The 22,637-nt window shown below is 40.7% G+C and carries 11 protein-coding genes; all 11 read right to left on the bottom strand.

Going from position 1 to position 22,637, the window contains the following annotated elements:
* Positions 1-101: 101 nt before the first annotated feature.
* The 11 genes from ACT3ID_RS10770 to ACT3ID_RS10720 all read right to left on the bottom strand — a co-directional run bounded on the left by ACT3ID_RS10770 (position 102) and on the right by ACT3ID_RS10720 (position 22,620).
* Positions 102-881 (bottom strand): 3-keto-disaccharide hydrolase, encoded by a 780-nt coding sequence (locus ACT3ID_RS10770; RefSeq protein ID WP_491542038.1) that lies wholly within the window; start codon positions 879-881, stop codon positions 102-104.
* A gap of 37 nt (positions 882-918) precedes the next feature.
* Positions 919-2,412, bottom strand: coding sequence for a glycoside 3-dehydrogenase (locus ACT3ID_RS10765; RefSeq protein WP_491542037.1), 1,494 nt, complete (start codon positions 2,410-2,412; stop codon positions 919-921).
* 123 nt (positions 2,413-2,535) lie between these two features.
* On the bottom strand, positions 2,536-3,471 hold the full coding sequence (locus tag ACT3ID_RS10760; protein WP_491542036.1) for a sugar phosphate isomerase/epimerase family protein: 936 nt from the start codon (positions 3,469-3,471) through the stop codon (positions 2,536-2,538).
* 180 nt (positions 3,472-3,651) lie between these two features.
* On the bottom strand, positions 3,652-7,014 hold the full coding sequence (locus ACT3ID_RS10755; protein WP_491542035.1) for a VCBS repeat-containing protein: 3,363 nt from the start codon (positions 7,012-7,014) through the stop codon (positions 3,652-3,654).
* Positions 7,001-7,588, bottom strand: coding sequence for a hypothetical protein (locus ACT3ID_RS10750; RefSeq protein WP_491542034.1), 588 nt, complete (start codon positions 7,586-7,588; stop codon positions 7,001-7,003). The genes ACT3ID_RS10755 and ACT3ID_RS10750 overlap by 14 nt, the downstream gene beginning before the upstream one ends.
* A 9-nt stretch (positions 7,589-7,597) precedes the next feature.
* Positions 7,598-11,041, bottom strand: a complete 3,444-nt coding sequence (locus ACT3ID_RS10745; RefSeq protein ID WP_491542033.1) for a VCBS repeat-containing protein — start codon at positions 11,039-11,041, stop codon at positions 7,598-7,600.
* Positions 11,042-11,187: 146 nt separating this feature from the next.
* Complete coding sequence (locus ACT3ID_RS10740; RefSeq protein WP_491542032.1) at positions 11,188-12,885, bottom strand: RagB/SusD family nutrient uptake outer membrane protein; 1,698 nt, start codon at positions 12,883-12,885, stop codon at positions 11,188-11,190.
* Positions 12,886-12,919: 34 nt separating this feature from the next.
* Positions 12,920-15,982 (bottom strand): SusC/RagA family TonB-linked outer membrane protein, encoded by a 3,063-nt coding sequence (locus ACT3ID_RS10735; RefSeq protein ID WP_491542031.1) that lies wholly within the window; start codon positions 15,980-15,982, stop codon positions 12,920-12,922.
* Between the two features lie 476 nt (positions 15,983-16,458).
* Positions 16,459-17,310, bottom strand: coding sequence for a hypothetical protein (locus tag ACT3ID_RS10730; protein ID WP_491542030.1), 852 nt, complete (start codon positions 17,308-17,310; stop codon positions 16,459-16,461).
* Entirely contained in the window at positions 17,307-19,112 is a 1,806-nt protein-coding gene (locus ACT3ID_RS10725) for a CRTAC1 family protein (RefSeq protein WP_491542029.1), read from the bottom strand. Before ACT3ID_RS10725 ends, ACT3ID_RS10730 begins: the two co-directional genes overlap by 4 nt.
* A 115-nt stretch (positions 19,113-19,227) precedes the next feature.
* On the bottom strand, positions 19,228-22,620 hold the full coding sequence (locus ACT3ID_RS10720) for a CRTAC1 family protein (protein ID WP_491542028.1): 3,393 nt from the start codon (positions 22,618-22,620) through the stop codon (positions 19,228-19,230).
* Between the last annotated feature and the right edge of the window lie 17 nt (positions 22,621-22,637).

Genomic DNA, 22,637 nt, shown 5'->3' with positions numbered 1-22,637 from the left:
TTAAATTTAGATCTAACTGTAAATCTTCTGAATAAGGTGGGCAAATAAAAGATGGCCTTCTCCCCTATTGGAAGAAGGCCATCATATCTGTTATTTCTAATTTACCTTTCTCTAATCTTAATATTACGGAACCACACATCATTTCCGTGATCCTGTAAACCGATATAACCTTCTTTGGCTACATCAACAAAGCCGGGAAACTCATTAAATTTACTGTTCTCTACCATCTCTTCCCAATCGTTGGTCCAGAGATGATATTCCAGTACTTTTTCATCATTCTGAAAGTGAACTACAGTGCCCTGATACACCAGAATACGTGCTTTATTCCATTCACCATGCGGATTGGCATTTTGCGGATCAGCAGGAATCATATCATACAAAGAAGCTGCCTGACGATTCCCATCTTCACCGAGCTCTGCGTCAGGATGATTTTCGTTATCAAGGATCTGATATTCAGGAGCGGATTTCCAGATTGGTTCTCCTTCGTCACACAGCTCTTCGGCCAGATAGAAAATACCGCTGTTTCCACCTTCCTCGACTTTCCATTCCAGCTCTAACTCAAAGTCGCTGTACTTTTCTTTCGTGATGATGTCTCCGCCACCACCAGCTTCCCCGGCTCCTGTACCGATTACTTTGATAGCATTATCCTCGACTGTCCAGCCACTGTCAGGAAATGCATCGTTACAGTAACCGCGCCAGTGTTCACTGGGATTTTCTCCATCGAACAGCAGTTGCCAACCCTCTTCTTTTTCAGCTTCGGTTAACGTATTCACAGCAACTTCCTCCTCAGATTGAGATTGATCTTCATCTGATGACTGGCAGCCAGCTATCAACAAACCTGCTCCCAGTAAGAAGATTAATAAAGTATTACTCAGTTTCATAATATTAATGTTTAGTGATTAATTACTAATTAGTGTTTTACTCATAGCTCCAGCCATCGCGATATGGCCGTTTAATATATCGCTCGGCTGCTTCTTTTGCGTTAATAGTCTCATATGAAGTATCAAAACGAGGATCGCCATTGACAACCTCAAAACTGTCACTGGTAACTACGCGAATCTCATCATCCTCGTCAATATTAGTGATCTCCATATTTTCACCATCCCATTGGAGCGTTCTTTTCAGATCCTGAAGACGAACAGCCAGATTACCCATCACGACAACCTCATTTAAAGGTCCGGCATAATCAAAATTGGAACTTGGCCGCTCAGGATCCTCCTCTTTGCAGGCTTCTACCCAATCCATTTCGTGTCCGCCCTCCATGGCATCAGGAATACGACGAAACTCTTCAGAAACTTCAGGCGGATTTTCTTCCCGGCCAACAATATAGGGATCAAGAGCATAAGTGCTACAGATCAAAGTTCCTTTAGAACCGACAAACATAGCACCACCGCCACTATCGCCCATGATCTTACCATCAGGAAGTCCTTCAGGGCGTTCAGGCATCAAGCCACCGTCATACCAGGTAAATTTAACTGGCGGCATTTCGACTTTTCCTTTCTTAGGCCTGCGGGGGAATTCGTAGAACACCTTTTCTGCCAAAGGAGCACTTTCGGTATTAACCTGTGTGGAACTACCTTCAATCGTATCAGGATGTCCGAGCTCCAATGCCTTAAACACCGGATCTATGATATGGCATCCCATGTCGCCAAGTGCACCTGTTCCATAATCCCACCATGCCCGCCAGTTCCAGGGCGTATATGAAGGATGATAAGGCCGCCATGGAGCCGGACCAACAAACAGATCCCAATTCAGCGTTGGTGGTGTAGAAGGTGTTTCCGAGGGTCGCTCCAGTCCCTGTGGCCAAATGGGGCGGTTCGTCCATGCATGGACTTCTTCAACTTCACCGATTTCACCATTCCAGATCCATTCACATATGTGGCGAATACCTTCAGCAGAATTACCCTGGTTACCCATTTGCGTAACGACGCCGGTCTCTTGGGCTATCTCTGTCAGCTTTCGGGATTCATAAACCGAATGCGTTAATGGTTTTTGAAGAAAGACATGCTTACCCCGTCTCATAGCTTCAGCAGCCGTAACATAATGTGTATGATCGGGGGTGGCGATAACTACCGCATCAATCTCGTCGCCCATCTCATCGAACATGCGGCGATAGTCTTCAAATTTTTGCGCATCGGGAAAATCCTTGAATGTTTTAGCAGCATAATCCCAGTCAACATCACAGAGCGCAACAATATTTTCACTTTTCATATTGTGTAAATTAGCTCTGCCCATACCTCCTACTCCGATACCGGCGATATTTAGTTTATCACTTGGAGATTTATGGCCAAGACCGGAAACAACAGAACTGGGTACAATAGAAAACCCCGCTGCCAAAGCGCCTGATGTTTTTAAAAAGTCTTGCCTGGATATCCCCTTCTTTTTCGATTTATCATCATCTTTTTTTCCCATACTGTTAATTTAATTATGATTAATGGTTATTTGGTCCGACTAGATTTTGTTCAGGTAGTATTTAAAAAATATTGGTTCAAGTTTCAATTTTATGCAAATAATTTGTCATTAATAATGCAAAAGCTATAATTCCTTTCCCAGCTTAATCAATAATTCCTTTGTTGCCCGAATTCCGTCATATTCACTGTGCTTATCTCCCTCGTACTCCACACCTATATATCCGGAGTATCCGGCTTCCCGAATGATTTTTAGCATCTTCTTAAAATCTATTGTTGTTTCAAGGCCGTCTTTATCAAAAGCATAGCTTTTTGCGCTAACTCCTTTTGCATAGGGCATCAACTCTTTTACTCCCTGATACTTGTCATATTCCTCCACACATGCCCCATCCCATCGGGAACCGTCTTCTCTTTTAACACAGAAATTGCCAAAATCAGGAAGAGTTCCGCAATTATTCATATTTACCTGATCCATGACATCCGTAAGCCACCGGCCATCCGAAGAATAACCACCATGATTTTCTACCGTGACATTAATGTCGTAATCCTGTGCAAATTCAGCCAGGCGTCCCAGACTGTCAACAGAAGCTTTCTTTTGTTCTTCGGCCGTTCCATCACCAAAAAGGTTTACCCGGATAGTATGGCATCCCAGGTACTCTGCCGCCTCTACCCATTTGTAATGATTTTCGACTGCTTTAATTCGCTCCTGATCATTCTTAACAGCCAAATCTCCTTCACCATCTATCATAATCAGTACCTGATCGACACCTAAATCGGAGCAACGGCTATTCATTTCATCGAGGTAGGATCTGTCTTCGGCTTTGTCGGCAAAAAACTGGTTTACATATTCCACTGCGGTTATTCCAAATTCATTTTTTGCCGTTGCCGGAAATTCGAGATGATCAATCTTTCCATCAAATAACGTTCGGTGCAAGCTCCATTGCGCAAGCGAGATATCAAAGAAGAGATCGTCTTTCCCAAAAAATGATTCCTTAAATAATCCCGGCATACCTACACCCGCTGCCGCCAAACCACTCAATTGAAGAAATTTTTTCCTGTCCATTTTTCTACCCGTTTTAGATGTTGGAGTATTAACAATTTTTATAACATAAATGCTACATCCAGACCTGAGCCTGTTTTTCTATATTATTTTCTAGTAATAATTTTTAAATCAAAAACTATCAATTCTAAATTAAGTTTAAACAGCATATGTACTGCTTCTTATTTATCAATAACTTTAATTTTAATTGTTAGAATTAACCTCGAAAAATCTTAAAGAATCATCATTTCTAGCCACAATAAGAATGGTTTTATCGTTATGGAGTCTCAACTTTTTAATCTCTCTGACTTCTCCAGTAACATGGAATCCACTGTGTTTCCTATTCAAGCTATCAAAATCTTCACCTTTTTTTGATACGACAACTCCGTAACTTGCATCATATCGTCCAATTTCCGGTTTAACATTATATAAATTCCCTCCCAGTATAATCTCTTTTTCTCCATTTTCGTTAAGATCAATCGGTAACAAACCATAAATTGGTGATAACTGCGCCTTAAAAGGTAATTCTTCAATCTTGAATTCATCATTTCCTTTATTCCAAGCTATTATACTGGCCAATTGAGAAACACTGCTGTGGTGAGCTTCACTTAACTGTTCTTCAGAAAAGATATCGTCGATTGTTTCACCTGCAAATGACTCATACGTTGGATATTTGGCTTTCAGAGAAGGTATTTCATCTAACAAGTTATGTCGTAATGCCATAGGGTAGCGAGCATCATCATTATATGTAGATATCACCTGTTCAATAGTCCCATTTTGGTTAAAATCACCGGTCCACATTTCTATCGGTTTTGACTGGGAAGCCTGAAAGCGAGAATTTAACCCCAGATTACCTGCAATTATATCTGGATTGCCATCATTATTAAGATCATCAACAGCAAGCGATCGCCACCAACCTTCTGTTGACTCCGAATTGACGGGTTGTGTTTTATTAAACTTTCCGTTGCTATTATTAAAGAGGGTAATTGGCAGCCATTCTCCAACAGCCCATAAATCAGGATAGCCATCCCCACTCTTATCCGACCAAACTGCATCAGTGACCATGCCCATTTCCAGCATTTCGGGCGCAAGCTCTTCTGTCACATCACTAAAAGTTCCTCTCCCGTCGTTTTCCAACAGATATCCACGGGTCGGGAAACCTATGGAAAACGGACGCAGTCTTACCCCAATAAATAAATCTGTGTCACCATCATTATCAAAATCAGCAGGCCTTACTACACTTGTAGACTCATAACTCCAGTCAGGCAGGGGCTGCTCCGATTTTTCAAAAGATAGTTCGCCTCGATTAAAATAGAGCCGATCACCTAAAGATGAACTACTTGATGGAAACTCATTGCCACCGCTTGCAACATATAGATCCATTCGTCCATTTCCATTTGCATCAAAAAAGGAGCAGTCTACATCTTCACTGGATGCATCCTTTTTAAATATTTCAAATGATTTTCGTTCGAAAATACTATCGCTGGTTTGTAAAAAAAGTTGACCCGCTTGGTCCTTTGCTCCTCCAACATAAAAATCCTGTTTCCCATCTCCATCTGCATCGCCCACACATAAGGCCGGTCCTTCGGTAGATCGCATATGAAATAGCAAACGATCCCTGTTAAAATCAACAAATTCATTTTCTTGATGCCTCCAATTAATATTGAATTGGTCTGTTACATCTTTTAGCAGTGGTGGGCTATCATATTCGTTCTCACTCAATATACGGAAATCCCGCTCTTCCGATAAATCATTCTGATCCAGTGCCAGCAACTGGTTTGTATCTACATTTTCAAATTTTGTCACTGAATCATCAGGCCACATAACTACCAAGGAGTCCAGTTCTTCTATCTCCTCACCTAAACCAAGATGCAGACGGTGATCCATAGTAGACTGAAAGCCTCTTATAGGCATCTGCTCTGCAAACCACTGCTTTCCCTCCTTCCACGCTGTTACTTGGGCTCCAAAGGCAAATGTATTGTTCGACTCTGTTTTCAAAGATACTTGAAGCCATCTTTTGCTGGGGTACAAGTCAGTAACTTGGTTTTCATATACCGAAGCTTCACTGCCAATATTATTAATGATCAGATCAAGATCACCGTCGTTGTCCAAGTCTCCATATGCTGATCCATTTGAAAAACCAGGCTCATCCAATCCCCAGCTGGAAGCTGAGTCAGCAAACTGTACATTCCCCAGATTACGAAAAGCATAATTAGATATTGGTGTTGAGGGTATCAGATCTATTAATTTTTTAAAGTCTACATCGTTATCCCGTACAATTTTTTTTACCATTTCATCTGTGGATATCTCTTGCAGATAATCCAGATTTGTCAAATCCTGGTAAATACCATTCGCCACAAAAATATCACGCCGACCATCTAGATCGAAATCTGCTATATTAGCACCCCAACTCCAGTCTGTTGCCTCAACACCGGCCCAGCGGCCAACCTCGCTAAAGGTTCCATCTGCATTGTTATACTGGAGTGTATTACGTGTAAACTGGTGAAAAAAATCATTATTGACATATTCTCTGTACCGTGCCCAGTCATCAAAAGTAGTTACAAGTTTAAGACGTGATTCTGGTTCTGGAAGCATATCGGTTACAAAAATTTCCGGATATCCATCATTATTTAAATCAGCAATATCTCCACCCATAGCCGCTGCGCTAATGCTATTTACCGATTCTTCGAGCACTTCCTTGAACGTTCCATCCCTGTTATTGATATAAAAGTAATCACGCTCGAAAAAATCATTTGAAATATACATATCCGGCCAGCCATCGCGATTCACATCACCAACAGAAACTCCCAAAGCAAAACCGATTTCACTGCTATATATCCCTGCCTGCTCACTCACATCAATAAAATGGCCACCTTCATTACGATAAAGCTTATCCCCTCCCTGGGCATCTCGATCACTTCTGTCAACCTCCTGCTGATCAAAGCTTCCGATTGCTTTATAGGAGTTATTTGCCAAGTATAAATCCAAATCTCCATCTTTATCATAATCGAAGAATGTCCCATGAATGGATAAAGCCTCATCAGCTATACCATACTCTTCGGCCATTTCGTTAAAGGACGAATCTCCATTATTAATGTAAAGTTCATTCTTTCTGTCATCTCCCTCTACGATGCCTGAGTTACATACGTAAATATCCAGTAATCCATCACCATTGACATCAGCCATACTTACTCCTGTAGACCAGGCACGTTCTCCAGCAACGCCAGCCTGGTCGGTAATATCTTCGAAGGTCATATTGCCCTTGTTGATATAGAGCTTGTTGTCACCTTGGTTCGCAGTAAAAAATATATCCACCAGACCGTCGCCATTAATATCTCCGAGAGCCACACCACCCCCATTATAGAAATTCCGATATCGGTAGATATTAAAATCTCGTTCGAAGGTTAGCTCATTTTTAAAATCAATGTTTGTTTTCGAGACAGGAAGTTTATTGAAAAGGGTCGAATGATCTTGTCGATTATCTTCGCAAGCCATACCACCTATCAGCAGGAAAACTGAAATAACAATAAAATACACCGGAAGGGAATATTTATTAATTCTCTGCATACTCCCCACTTTCTTTAATTTTCTTTCTGGTATTTAGATCAGTGAAGGTAACAATTACATACTGATCGTCCTCCGTAAGCATGGTAATACTGCGATTTCCTTGAATAGAAACATATGCAGGTTTATTTAAATCGGGTTGATTCATTTTTTTGAATTCAGCGTCGTATTTATCTTCATATAACTCAAGGAGATCAGCCAACAAACTGTCAGACCAAAGTTCTCTGTTCCACGGTGCCCATGCTTTATAAGAATACCGCACAGGCATTTGATATATCTTTTCCTCATAAAAATGTGGATAAAAATTCATCTTAGCTTTATGGTCAAGTTCATCCACCTCGTATAAAACAGATTTATTACCTTCTCCCTGCATCACTTTCTTTTGCTTGTTAAGTGACCAGCTATGATCGTAAAACTCCTGCCGGGTCATTCCGAAATGGTAGCCAAGAAACAAACTATCCCGTTGCACTTCTTTACCCAACTCTTTATTGGACCATTTTTCATAATCCATTTCTTGACTGTTACAGCCAATCAAGACAATCGATAAAAATACTGATATAAATAGATACTGCTTCATACTGAAAAATTAATTTTTAGTAAACCAAAGCGGTTCACTATTATTTCGAGTAACCAGAATTAAGGTGTCTCTATCAGTTTTCAGTGGATAGATTCCGCGTACCTCACCATGGAGTTCAAATCCTGAATCAATAGCGTGAATATATTCCATTTTTTTCTCTTCCTTTATTTTAAAAACCGATCCATAGCTGGCATCGTATCTACCAATTTCCGGTTTAACTTCAAATAAATTTCCACCAAATAACAGATAGGACCCCTTTTCACTATCTCCCATAGAATGAATTCCATATACGGTTGAAAACTGGGCATTCTGGTCAAGCCTCTGTTTCCTAAAGTTTTCATCCCCATTGTTCCAAAGAATAACACTTTCCAGGTTGTTTATTTTTTTTAAGACAGAGGAATCAAGATTATCCTTAGAAAAAATTTCATCTACAGACTTATCTGCGTAGGAGGAATAAGTGGGAAACTCCTTCTCCAGTGACGGAACTTGTGCTAATAAATCATCTCTAAGAGCCAAAGGATAACTGCCGTCTTCGTTTGAATAAGTAATTATTTGTTCAATACTACCATTTTTATCAAAATCATTAACCCACATCTTCAAGGGATAGTCGTTAGTAGCATTCATACGAGAATTCGTACCTAGATTCCCTGCTATAATATCTTTGCGGCCATCGCCATCCAGATCCGATATTTCAAGTGATTGCCAGTATCCTGTTAACAATTCTAAGTTTAATTCAGAGGTGACCTCCGTAAAGTTGGCATTTCCTGTTTCTGTGTAACTATTTTTAAATACTTTTATCGGCATCCATTCACCAACGACAAACAAGTCTAAATCCTCATCGTTATCATAATCAAACCATGCCGCATCAGTAATTAGACCTGTATCCAAAAGATCCGGAGCTATCTCTGCTGTGACATTATCAAAATTTCCCTCCCCATCATTCATCAGTAAATTGCCATTTACAGGCAACCCATAAGCAAACGGTTTCATAAATGTACCAGTAAACAGATCGACGTACCCATCCTGATTAAAATCAACAGCTTTTACCACTGAAGTTACTTCGTAACTACTTGACGGGAGGGCCTTGTTGTATTTTAACCAAGTATTATTCCCGTTATTCAAATAAAGGCGATCTGATAAAGAAGCCGAACTGGCCGGGAACTCAGAACCTCCACTAGCTACGTATAAATCCAGTAAGCCATTGTTATTCGCATCAAACCATGTGCAAGAAGTATCTTCAGATTTCTTGTCATCAGCAAAAGTCTCTTTACTTATTTCAGCAAATTCCTGACTTGATTGTTGGATAAATATGGCTCCGGCCTGATCTTTAGCTCCGCCGATATAAAAATCATCCAAGCCATCTCCATTGATATCTGCTACACAAGTGGGAGGCCCCTTTGTAGATTTGTTATGAAAGAGTAACTGGTTGCGACGGAAATCTAAAAACTCGTTTTCCCGGTGTTTAAAATTTATTGATACTTTATCAGTAATATTTTGAAAGAGGGGTTCCTTATTATCCTCGGTATCAGCCTGATTATTATTTTTTGTTGGAACAGCATCTTTATGAGCTAAATCCAAAATTTGATTTGCCTCAATATCCTTTATAAAGCTTGTTTTTCCATCCGGCCAGTTTAGGCGTAATGAGTCAACAGTGCGATACTCTCCCAACCCTATATGTATCCTGTGATCAACCGATGACTGAAATCCACGTCCCGGCATTTGCTCCCTATAAAACAATTTGTCATTCGACCATAACTTTATAGTACTACCGATGGCTGAAGTGTTTGGACTTTTACCATTCAGCTTTATCATCATCCAATTTTTACCAGTTTCGTAATTATTACCACGGTTGCTGTATATTGAAGCCTCTGCATTTGCATTATTTACGATCAGATCCAAGGCACCGTCATTATTGAGATCAGCATATGCCGCTCCATTTGAAAATCCCGGCGATGCTAAACCCCATGCTTGTGCTTTATTTTCAAACTTTAGACTGTCGGTACCGGCAAATGCATAGTTGCTAACTGGAGTAGATGGAATCTCATCAAACAAAGTTGTAACTGGTTGATCATCTTCTACAACTGCACGTAATTTTTCAAGACTCATCCTATCATTCACATAATCCTGATCAGTCAGATCTTTGGCTATTCCATTTGTTACATAGATATCATTGTGCCCATTATTATCTAAATCCGCTATCAAGGTTGTCCAGCTCCAATCAGTAGCCTCGACTCCGGCCACACGGCTTATTTCGCTGAACGTATTTAATTGAAGGCTGTCAGAAATATTAGCCACTTTACCGGTTAACTGTGAAGGACCGTTATTCAATTGAAGTGTATTTCTTACGAATTGGTGATGGTATCCCTCATTAACCCTCTTCTCATACTCTTCCCAACTATCAAAATCTGTTTTTGACTTAACTCTGAAATCTTGTTCCGGAAGCATATCCGTAACGTATAGATCAGTTCTGCCATCATGATTTATATCGGCCACATCAGCTCCCATCGAACTTAAACTTATCGATGACATCAGCCGCGGCAATATCTCAGTGAACGTGCCGTCACTATTATTCAGGTACAGATAATCCCGCTCAAAGAAATCATTTGATACATAAATATCCGGCCATCCGTCATTATTCATATCACTGACAGCCACATCCAAGCCAAACCCTATTTTACTGCTGTAAATGCCAGACTCTTTGGTAACTTCTACAAACCTTATTTGCTTCTCATCCTGAATAACATCTTTTTGATTATCATCTTTAGACTGATTGACTAACTCATTCCGAAACAGTCGATCTCCTCCCTCTTCATCGTAGATCTCTCTTAGACCCTTTTTTATACCTGTATTTCCCAAGGCATCAAAAGAGTTATTTAGCAGATACATATCCAAATCACCATCACGATCATAGTCAAAAAACATGGCATCTGTTGCAAGTCCTGTGATATCCAGCCCATATTCCTTTGATTTTTCGGTAAATCTCAGGTCACCATTGTTTATAAATAATTCGTTGTGCCTATTTTCGCCGCCCGGACTTCCCGATTTTGTTACATAAATATCCAACAAGCCATCTCCATTTATATCCACCATAGTAGCACCGGTTGACCAAACACCGTTTACTACAACTCCTGCTTTTTCAGTTATATCATGAAACTTGAAGTCACCCTTATTCAAGTAAAGCTTATTTGAGGCTTGGTTGCCCGTAAAGTAGATATCTACCAATCCGTCATTATTTATATCTCCAACCGCTACACCTCCACCATTAAAAAAGTTTCTATACGTATATGGATTTAGCTCCTTGGTAAATGTTAAGTCATTCCGAAAATCAACACCGGTTTCAGAAGGAGAGAGCTTTTCAAATAACTGATTCTCATGAACCTCCGAATTAAATAAATTACAGCCGCTGACGATCGGAACAATTCCAACAGCAATAATCAATACCCTTCTTATCATCTGGTTATTTAACTTAAAAAATTCAAAGAAATATAGAATTCATAAAATCATTAATAGAATTTTTTTGAAAATGCTGGAATTAAAAAAGGAAACATGTAAGCAAGTTACATGTTTCCTTTAAATAATTTACCGTTTGATAATTAAAATTATCCTTCGTAGCCCGGATTTTGAACCAGATTTGTGTTTGCCTCTAGCTGATCCCGTGGAATAGGAAACACATTTTTAGTCTCATCCGAAATGTTCTTGAACTTCCATGGATCATTAAATCGAGTTTCACCACCGTCAATTCCGTCAAAACGGATTAAGTCTTGACGTCGGGTTACCTCCCAGAACATTTCGCGTCCACGTTCCAAAAGTATTTTGTCAGCATCCAAACTAGTATAATCATCCACACCGGCACGATTTCTAATCATATTAACCAATCTGAGCTGTTCCCCAGGATTTTGACCTAAACGCCATAAAGCTTCAGCCTTCATAAGAAGTACATCCGCGTATCTGAAAATCGGATAATCATTACTAAGATTAGGCGTAGCACCGGAAGCAATCTCAAACTTGCCAATCCGTACACCACCCTGACGAAGTCCATTCGGAGCCAGTTCCCTGATTTCTGGCGTAAACGTTAATGGAGCACCATTGGGATCTGAATCCTCAACTCCCGGATCCGTTAGTCGTTCACCACTGGAACTGAATTGTGGTCCAACAATAAAGTTACTCAAACGGTCATCCTGTGTACCTTGAACTCTGTTTAAGCCATCTTCGTCTGAAGTCGGTTGTGTACCCCAAACTTCTCCTTGTGGACCTGGATTTTTATTGGGATCGATATAAGAGTTATACATTTCTTCCATTGCTGCATATCCATTCCATGGCTGAGCCTCTAGGTCAAAAGTTGACTGACTCTGGTAGTGCAGCGTCATCTGGTGCAAGAAAAATCCCTGTAGAAATACCTTGTCATAAGGAACAACAAAGATATTTTCCGGGGAACCCGAATTATTCGTAGCAAAATTAGCAGAATAGTCGGAAGCCAGACTGTAATTACCGGAATTGATAATTTCATCAGCATGCTGAACAGCCTTATCCAGATAATTCATATACTCAGAACTGTTCTGACCCAAATCTTTATACACATGAGCATTGAGATAAAGTTTCGTCAAGATCATATTTGCTACGTCTTGATTAACGCGCCCGTATGTACTGTTAGGATCATCGCTGATATCATCAATATTTTCCGTCAGCTCCTTCTCAACAAAATCGAATACAGCATCTCGGCCATCTTGGAAATTTGAGCTCGGCTGTGCAGGTTCTTCCGGTGCATCTTCAAAGCTGGTAATTATAGGCACATTACCGAAACCGTCAAGGAGCAGGTAATAGTAGAATGCACGAAGCACCTTAAGCTCGGATATAAATTCACTGGCCTGCTCAGCATCTACACTTCCCTCCTCAACCAAAGATTCGAACTGGAAAATAAGGCGATTAGAATTATTTACTCCACTATACAGAAAGGTCCAGGCACTGTTATACTGTGGATCATCATATACTTGTTGATGCCTCTGCAATCGTATCCAAATACCACCATCTTCCCAGTCTGTTCCTTTTTGGGTAATGATAGCCTCTTCAGTAGCTACTTGATTCATGGATGTCCAACCTCCGTGTCCTCCCCATGCCGATAAGACATTGTAGGAATCACCGAGTGCTGAAATAAACTCCTCATCGCTTTGAAAGAATTGATCAGAAGTTACCTCGCTGTTTATTGATTCTGTAAGATCTGTGCACGAAGAAATTACGAGCACCAAAGCCAACGTTAATGCCAGGCAACTTTTTGAAATACTTGATAATCTTGTAAACATGGCGAATAAATTTTTGTTCGTATTGAAATTCATCTTAGAAGTCGAGTTGTACACCAAGGCTCACTGAGCGTGTAGTGATCCAGGTATTTCGGCGCTCAATGCCCGGAGCAAGCGGACCGCCTCCACCAACTTCATCAATATATCTGGGCTCTGGGTTAACACCTTTATAATCCGTAATAGTGAACAGGTTATTTCCTGATACATACAGTCTCAACCTTCGGATTTGATTATTTTCACCAATAGGCACCGTGTAGCCCAAAGTAGCATTTTGCAATTTGACAAACGAAGCATCCTCCACGTGAACACTTGAAAACTGTGGAGGGGAAGTTAATTCCGCCCATTCAAACGCCGACTCCAATACGTTCCATGTAGAAATAGAGGATGGTGTTTCATAAAAAAGTCTGAATGTATTCACCATATCATGGCCAAACACACCACGGAAGAAGAAACTAAGGTCAAAATTCTTATAGTTAACAGAATTTGACCAGCCAAGTTCGAAGTCCGGCAATCCGTTACCCAAGACTTTTTCATCCTCTGTTGTCAGCTCATCCTTTGTTGCGGTGTTTCCATCTTTATCGAAGAATAACCACTCCCCATTAGGACCAATTTCAGCAAATTCCAGACCCCAAATTTGACCAATGGGTTCACCTTCTTTTACACGAATAAGAGGTGTACTGTTTTGACCGGGTGAACCGGCATTGGAGACGAATATTTCGTCTTCTGAAATGAATTCTTTTAGAACAGTATTAAAAGTTGAGAAGTTGAGAGTTGTATTCCAGTTCAGATCGCTCCCCTGAATGACTGCATAATCTACGCTAGCTTCAAAGCCTTCATTCTCAAGTTCACCAACGTTCTTCCAAGTCGTTGGAAATAAATTTGGCGGAACCGGGACCTGGACCTCAAATAAAAGGTCTTCGGTATTCTTCTTATAATATTCAAGTGTAGCAGCCAATCTGTTATCAAGGGCTTGCAGATCAACACCTACATTCCATTCTCTGTTTTCTTCCCACTTCAGGTTGGGATTTGCATTACTGACCGGTCCAAAACTCTGAACAAATTCACCGTTAACAAAGAAGTTTCCCTGTGGGCCGAAGCGTAATTTTGAAATACCGTTAAATGGTGCATCCTGTCCCGTTACTCCATAACTTCCTCGCAATTTCAGCTGGTCGAAAACAGGCAGATCGGTGACACCATCGACATCAACACCACCGCCAACAGAGAAGAAGTTACCCCATTTGTTATCGACACCAAATCTGGAGGAACCTTCTCGGCGGATACTACCATTTAAGAAATAGGTATCATCCCACGTCAGATTAGTACGGCCAAAGAAACCTATTATGCGGTGCTCATTTTTAAAACTATTTACAGTACCCTCACCCTGCGAGAAGTCTTGTGCAAATCCTAAGTTTGAAGCACCAACAGCATCTGTAACAAAATCGCCTCCTTCGGCAAAGGTCCCTTCATTTACAAAATCATTGAAAGAGTAACCCGCAACCGATTCAACTCGCAGTTGTTCGATATCCGCCACATAATCAATGGTAGCTTCAAACAATTCATTCCTGTCATCTTCGGAAAATCTACGGGCCAAACCTGCCCCAAGACTCGACTGTGTAGCCTGACCTTGCCATTTATTGGTTTTAGCAAAAAACTCATTGTTGAGTTCAGACCTATTTTCAATCGAATAAAAAAGAGAGGCCGCTAAGCCGGGAACAAGATCTTCAAATTCATACTCAGCTTTAAGCGCTCCGTTAATTACACTACGCTTCCCTTCATTCATGGAGGTATTCATTATAGCTACAGGATTTAGAATATCGAAAGCGCCGATTTCTGTATATCCTCCTGTATTCTCAAAACCCTCACTTTTAACGGGAGCTGTCGGATTCATCGTTTGGGCATAACGAAACACTTCTCCAAAGCTAAAATCAGACTCCCTGCTGGTAACACCCAAATTAAAAGTGATATCCATCTTATCATCCAAAGCTTTTTGGGTAATATTTAGACGACCGTTCAGCTGTTCAAAACCGGTTTCTTTCTGTATACCTTGTCGATCTCTGAAGTTACCAGAAATACGGTAGTTAGTTTGTTGCGAACCTCCAGCCAATGCAAGGCTATGAACATTATTAGAACCAATCTGGGTTACCTGATCATACCAATCGGTACTACCACCTAGATCATTAATACCAATACCTGTTTCATTACTTAACTGCCTATACTCGTCTGCAGAAAGGACATCCAGTTTATTCTCTATTGTTTCAACTGTATAATATCCATTGTAGTTAACTGACACCGCCTGACCTGGATCGTCGGTTTGTACACCCTGCTTAGTTGTCACTACAATAACTCCAGCGGCCCCACGTGTACCATAAATAGCCGAAGCAGAAGCATCCTTTAAAACATCAATTGATTCTATATCATTAGGATCAATATTATCTAGACTTGCACCAATAATACCATCCACTACTACCAACGGTTCTTGATTAGCACTAAAGGTAGTTACTCCCCTCATTCGGATAGTTGGGTTACTATTGGGATCACCACCTCCAGCTCCTGAAATCGTCAGGCCGGGTACTTTACCCTGAATCAGTTCACCAGCATTGTTAATGTTACCGCTTACAAAATCTTCAGATTGAACACTGGAGACAGACCCTGTTATTTGTCGCTGTTCCTGAGTACCATATCCTACAACTACAACGTCTTCTAAAGCTTGTACATCAGGTGCCAACTCTACATCAATAGATGAACGACCATTTACCGGAATTTCTTGAGTAACATATCCTACATAAGAAAAAAGCAATGTGTCTTGTTCCGATGGAACTGTTAGTGAATATTCACCATTAGTATCGGTAGCTGTACCAGTTGATGTTCCTTTTACCGTAACATTTACGCCCGGCAATGTTTCCTCTGATTCGGCGTCAACTACTACACCGCTCACTTCCAATTCTTGTGCTTGCGTATTTTGCATGAGTCCGAAACCACAAACTAAAAAAGCCACAAGACACATTCGGACAATTAAAGATCCGAGACCATCCTGTAGCTTACTTCTCACAGATCGGAGATTTAGCAAAATACTAATTCTCTGTATCGCTTTCGTAATCATAGTGTCCCCTTTTTATTGTTATTATGATCAAATAGACAAGTATACTTGCTTATTAAAAACCATCCCAATTAAGATTAAAATTTATAAATCATTCATTAAAGTAAGAATTCATCTTTTTGCTCTTATACTGCCCCTATAAACCACGTTTTTTTCTATTACTCTAAAACCCTTTGATATAATTTAACCTTTTTTTCAAAAAATCAAATTTTTGCAAAATAAGTAAATTAATTCCCATAAAATGGTGATAGTTTTACATATATTTGGAAATATATTTCATTAAACAACTATTGGGAGGCAAAAACTAAATTGAGGAGCTTATTTACCACCATGTCTTGAAAGGAGCTACTAATTATTAGATTTTTTTCTTCAGACGGATTTCTGTTCGAAAGGATTTATAAATTCCAAAACAAAAAAGGCAGTTATCTCTGCTGCTATCAATGATCAAGAAGAATGTAATTAGTATGGTTTTATCCCTCTTACAGATTCGCAGCTTTTTCTTCCATTGCCACACTCTCTGAAACTTCTTTATTTTTGTCTTTCCACCAGATCTCTAAAACCATAGCAATAGGTCCCACTATGAATAAAGCATAAAATGGCGCATATACCGCTTCATAAAATCGGAATACCATTTCTACTAATGCTATTGCTACTACCACTATATACTGTCCCCGTTTGCTGCTCACTGTTGTTTTGGGATCAGTAATCATAAAAAATGTAAATAACTGGTACATAGGACCTGTTATGGGAGAAATCTCTGCCAAATAAGGATCGCCCGTTATCCAGGCACGGAATAGAGCAAGAACAAGAAATGAAATTACATATGTCGCACAAATATGAAAACGGCGAAGCCGGTATATAGATATTGCACCTACAATCCAGATGACTAGCATTGCCCACATATTGTTACCCCACTGAATGCTTAATACAGCCACACTTTGCGGGGCTAGCAGCAACATAGCAACTATACCAAAATTGGATGGATTCCAGATATGCTGCCCTTTATATCGCAATACATATTTAGAAGCTATAGAAATCGCAGATCCCAACGCAAAAGGCCAGAGATACGGCGATCGGATGAGTATCCCTACACTTATACCCGAAATATAGGCGCTGGAAAGATCACGCCAGCTACCAACTATAATTCGGTGTAAAATCAGTTCAGCAGCAAAGCTGGCAATAATTGCTGTAATTAGTTTTGGGTAACTCTCAAGTATCCCAAAAGAAAGATGTGCAGCCAGTAATATACCGGTAATTAAAAGAGGAGGAGTGTATTTATGACTGTAGCTAAAACCTTTCAGTTTTGCAGTAATCGAACCGGTTCCTTTCATGATGGCCGGTCAGTTTCTTTAATTGTATGCATTTTGTTTACCTGTGGTTGATCCAGAGTATCAACTTTACCCGACGGCCATTCTATAACCACTTTCTCAACTTGATCAGATGCACCGAGTCCAAAATGCAATGGTCGCTGATTTTGTGAGCTGAATCCACTAGCCGAGCTTACAGTCTGAACCTGTTGATTTGAATCCCAATATACATGAACCTTGGCCCCAATTGCACTGCTATTGCTTTCCGTTCCTTTTAAATCAAAGGCAATCCAGTTTTTATTTTCTGCAACATTCGTTTTATAAATTTTAAATGGAGCATTTTGCGAGGCAACGAGTATTTCTAATCTTCCATTATTGTCTAAATCGGCAAAAGCAACAGCCCGGCTATCAAGATCCAGCGCTCCCCCCACTGCTTCTGCCACTTCGCGAAACTTTCCAGTCCCATCATTAATCCAGATCTTATTTTCTTGATACCCTGAAAGACTCCGGCCTTCCATATTGGGCCAATTCTTGGCATCTGAAATTATTTTTTTATGTCCCCCTGCTACCTTAGAAAAGTCATACCAGTAGTCTGTTCCCTTTTCCGCGGATACAAATCCATTTGCTACATATAAATCCTGATATCCATCCAAATTAAGGTCACCAAACTGGGCTCCATAACTCCATCCCCCCTCTTCCACGCCAAGGTTTGCAGCCATATTCTGCAGCTTCACATTTTCGGTGTTCCCTGTTGTGGGGATCCACAGATTATTCCCCTGCAGCAGGACACCGGCTTCTGAAATATTCGTCACATAGATCGATAAGTCACCACGATTCATCACATCTCCAAACGAAACGTTCATACCGCTTTTGGGAGCAAAACCCATACCCGCTTCATTTCCGGCATTGACGAATCCTTTACCCTGTTGATTTAAAAATAGTTCATCAACCCCGTAGTCATTTGCAATCACCAAATCAGGATATCCGGAGCCATTTATATCTGCCGATGCAGCAGCGTACGACCAGCGATTACTTACAATACCCAACTCCTCGCTAACTTCTTCGAATTCTCCATTTCCCAAGTTATGAAACAGGTATTTTCTTCCACCATTATTTGCATACTCAAAACTTTCGGGCATAATTTTGGTGGATGTCAAATCCCAGAGGTTTATGCTTTGGTGAAAATATCCACCCATAAACAGATCGAGCAGTCCATCCTGATCATAATCAAACCAAACGGCTATATTGGAATTAACCCATTCCGGAAACTCCGAACCCAATTCAACTTTTGAAAACCCATCACCCTTATCGTTATGATAAAGTGCCGGCTTGCCCCATTTGTAAACGAAAAGATCCTCATATCCATCGTTGTTGTAATCTCCCCAGACCGATCCCATTGAAACACCGGTTTCTTTATTATTAAGATTGGCTACTCCCATTTCTTCGGCAACATTTTCGAAAGAGCCATTACCCAAATTTTGATATAAAGCGTTGGGTTCTTTATGAGCACTATTGGTGATATAAAAATCCTGCAGGCCATCATTATTGAAATCTACAACCGATACGCCTGCTCCCACCGAAGCCACTTGCGGCATAATATGCTCGAGTTTGGGATCCAACCTGGGCGCCTGATGTGTAAAGTCAACGCCCCATTCCGAAGTTACATCCTCCAGATAAAATCCATAGCGGTCCAGTGCAGCCTGTGGATCAAATTCACGGTCTCCAAAATCAGTCAACTGTCCATAATTTGCAATCAGATATGGTGTAGCAAGAAGAGCTACAAAAAAGATTGCGAGTAGTATTTTAGGATTTTTTGCCTGTTGCATATCAATTATTGCTAACAAACCTAGTTGAGCGTGCAGATTTTTGGATCATCCCGAAGAAACTCAACAGTTGATATTTCCCCGATTTCTTTCTGTAAACTAAATTTATAAATATTCATCATTTTTTAAACTTTAATGCGGTATTAAAATTTTGAGGAGTCACATAACGAGTATGATATTTGACCCAGTCCTCTTTGTGCTTCTGATAAACAGGATCATCCTGCAATAAACCTGGTTCTTCAGAGTAATCTTCCATGCCATGATAAGGAAGCGGAAGAACCGTTTTAGAGTATCCGGTGTTATAATCGCCGTCTTTCACCCAGCCATCACCAATTAAGACAAAGTCGCGGGTCCATCCTTCTTTGGGCTGTTCAAGTGCAGGGAATTTAAACACCAGCTCATCGCCGGCATTCATAATTACATATCTGTCGTCTATTTCTTTCGTTAGCTCTCGCACATCACCGAAACGGGTATAATAACCAATCAGATCTCTCCATTTTGGAGTAGTACCGGAAATCTGCTGATAGTCAGATTTGGTGGGCAAAAAGCGATCTTTATTCACCAGTTCCGAGAAACCGCGATATCGTAAATTGGCGACATCGGCAGAGAGTTTTTGAGTATTTAATTCTATTTCATCATTCTGGACGCCAACCTGAATCTCATCCCAGTAAATTTCCATGTTTGTATACAGTCGAACGCGGCGCTCGGTATCCGGTTCAAATACATCCTCCAGATCTACAATCACCGTTTTACTCTTTCCTGCGGGAAATCCAATATTCTCATGAGCTACCTGCCATCCTCCTTCGCCATCAGGCACTTCTACTCTAATGCCGTGCGGTGGATCATAATTACTCTGGCTAATCGCAATATTAATCGATGTATCAGTAGGATAAACCCAACCCGAGGCTAATAGTTTTAATTTCTCTTGCTTTGGCACTTCATCCCCGATCTCTACCTCCACATAGTGTTCTTCAGCAAGTCCCTGGTACGGAGTCAGAGAAAAGGAATCGAGATAATTCTCATCTTTAGCAGCAATTACTTCCGTAACATCGTTGCCGTTATGATCAATTGCCGACGCAACAGGATAAAGCTCCTGCATAGGATAGAGTTTTTGTTCCGGAGCAGGCAGGATAAACCGTTCATCAACAAAAACCTCTGTATCTTCAGGATGATCAACAGCCATCAATGAAACATGATCAAAAAAGTGGGTTTCCCATAAGTCAGCTGTAATGCGAATATCATAAAATCCATCTCGAGGTTTCAGCTGGTCACCGGTCAGTTTTATCCAATCTATACTGTGGATTACATTGGCTTCTCCCTGGGCATTGATCTTAAGTCCAAGTGCCGTGCGCCAGAGAAAATCGGTGACAAATTCCATCTCTTCGCCGTTGTAGGTTTGCACCCAGGGACATGATCCTTTCAATATCTGCTCGTTTTGTATCTGATCATCATAACCCAATTCAGCAAACTCGGCCTGCATTGTCCCATTCGGCCAATTGATTCGCACCATCTCCGCTTCTTCATAAGTACCCAGCCCCAAATGCACCCACGATTTGTCGATGGGCTGCTTAGTGTATTGCAGTCCCGATCGGCTTTCAATTTCACCCCCTATGCCAAAAGAATTAATCCGCTGATCTCCGGATTGACTTGATGCCCGGGGACTAATTATGCGAGCATTATAATCCTTTGATCCATTATTTGTCAGGATTATTTTTTGTCCCTCTTCAGCTAATCCAAGTAGATCCAGGCGATTGTCACCATCCACATCCGATAAACCAACCACAGAGCCAGAGGCCTGATAAGTGTTAGAAGATAACGAAACATTTTCATCACTCAGCCAATATGAGGTTTCATTTTGATCGGAAATCATCAGATCCAAGGCACCGTTATTATCCAAATCTGCAATAAACAGCTGGGGATATAACCCTGAACTTTCTTCAGAATCCCCCAGATTTACCAGCGTTTTTTGCTGCCAGTTTCCTGTCGAATCACTATAGCTGGTAGCACTGATATGATCAGGATGCCAGCTGACTATCTCAAAAGTACCATCCGCATTCAGATCTCCGAAATCAAAGGCATGTACAGGATCAGAAATGGCAAGAGTTGTATCCTGTGTAAATTTGCCGGCACGCTCATTTCTGTAATAGTGAATTTCTCCTGACTCTGTAAGTATCACCGCATCCTGGTCGCCATCCCGATCAAAATCGGCCCATAAAAAATCTCGAACACTAGATGTTGCACCAAAGGGATCCCGTTTATCAAAGGTACCGTCTCCATTATTTCTTAACACAAATGATTCTCCATCATCGGCTGACAGCAGCAGATCCAGATCGCCATCAAGATCAAAGTCGTTCACCCAGGATCCGATGTATGATTTTTGCAAAACAGCAGCTGGCAGATCAAGCGACTCAGTAACTTCACTAAATGAAGAATCATCTTGCTGCTCATAGAATTTAAATCCGCCGGGGCCGGCAAATGCAAGATCGCTTAAAAAATCGTAGTTATAATCCAATACTGTTACCGCATCCGGAGATAACTTATCTTCAGAGCTATTATTGGGAAATGCCAGCGTTATATCATCGTTAATAGTCGCTGTACTCTCTATGATGGTGATGGTATTTGCCTGCTCATTTGCCAATGCCACTGGTTTAAAAAGCTGTGCCTTTCCGGTTAACAGTTCCTCAGAAAAAGTCAATTCATCATCCATCACTGTAGCTGAATGTTCAGGATTAGGTAACCACAAAAATTCGGTGATTAAAAATCCCACTTGGTTGGATGGAAACTGTATCTTTTGAAGATCATTTTGAAAACGATCTGTTTCATTTAAATTGTTGCGCAAAAAAGCCAGCTCAAAAGTAATATTCTTCCCTTCCTTTTCCAGAATAGCACTCTTTTGCTTCTGAAACTCCCTTTGTAGCTGTTCAGACCAATTTTCGGACTGTTCTTCCATCTTACTTAAAGCCTGTTCCATAGCACTTTGATTCTCCCACTTCGCAGCCGTACGTACGACTTCCACTAATACGGCAAGATTCCCCGGATCCTCTTTCAATATTTGGTTCAGTAATGTCATTATTTCCGGAGCATTTTCTTCTGGGTCCTGTCGCTCCAGCTCGTTAACTAAGGCAAAGAGAATTTTGGCATTTGTAGAATCGAGTTGGGCAGCTGTTCTCAGGTGTTCAAGTGAGGACTCAATATTTCCCTTCCGGCTTTCCAATTTTCCAGCCAAAAATTCAATATCACTATTGTTACTACTCCGATTCAATGCTTTATTCATGTATACCGTTGCCTGCTCAAAATTACCCTGTCGCATTGAATAAACTCCCAAATTGGCCCACGCCGCAGCCTCTGACGGGTAAGTATTGGCCACCTCCTGCATTTTATCAATAGCAAATAATGTCTGATTAGATTGGATAGCGGACAAGCTCACATAAAAATCAGATACAGCTTTTTTATATTCTTCTGATGCAACATCTGGTTTTGTAGGAGAACTACCTGTACAAGCAGCTAACATACTGCCCACTATTATTA

The sequence above is a fragment of the Fodinibius sp. GM108 genome (genome assembly GCF_058386985.1).
Note: the sequence above shows the minus strand (reverse complement) of the source record. Positions and strands in the feature narration are given on the sequence as shown.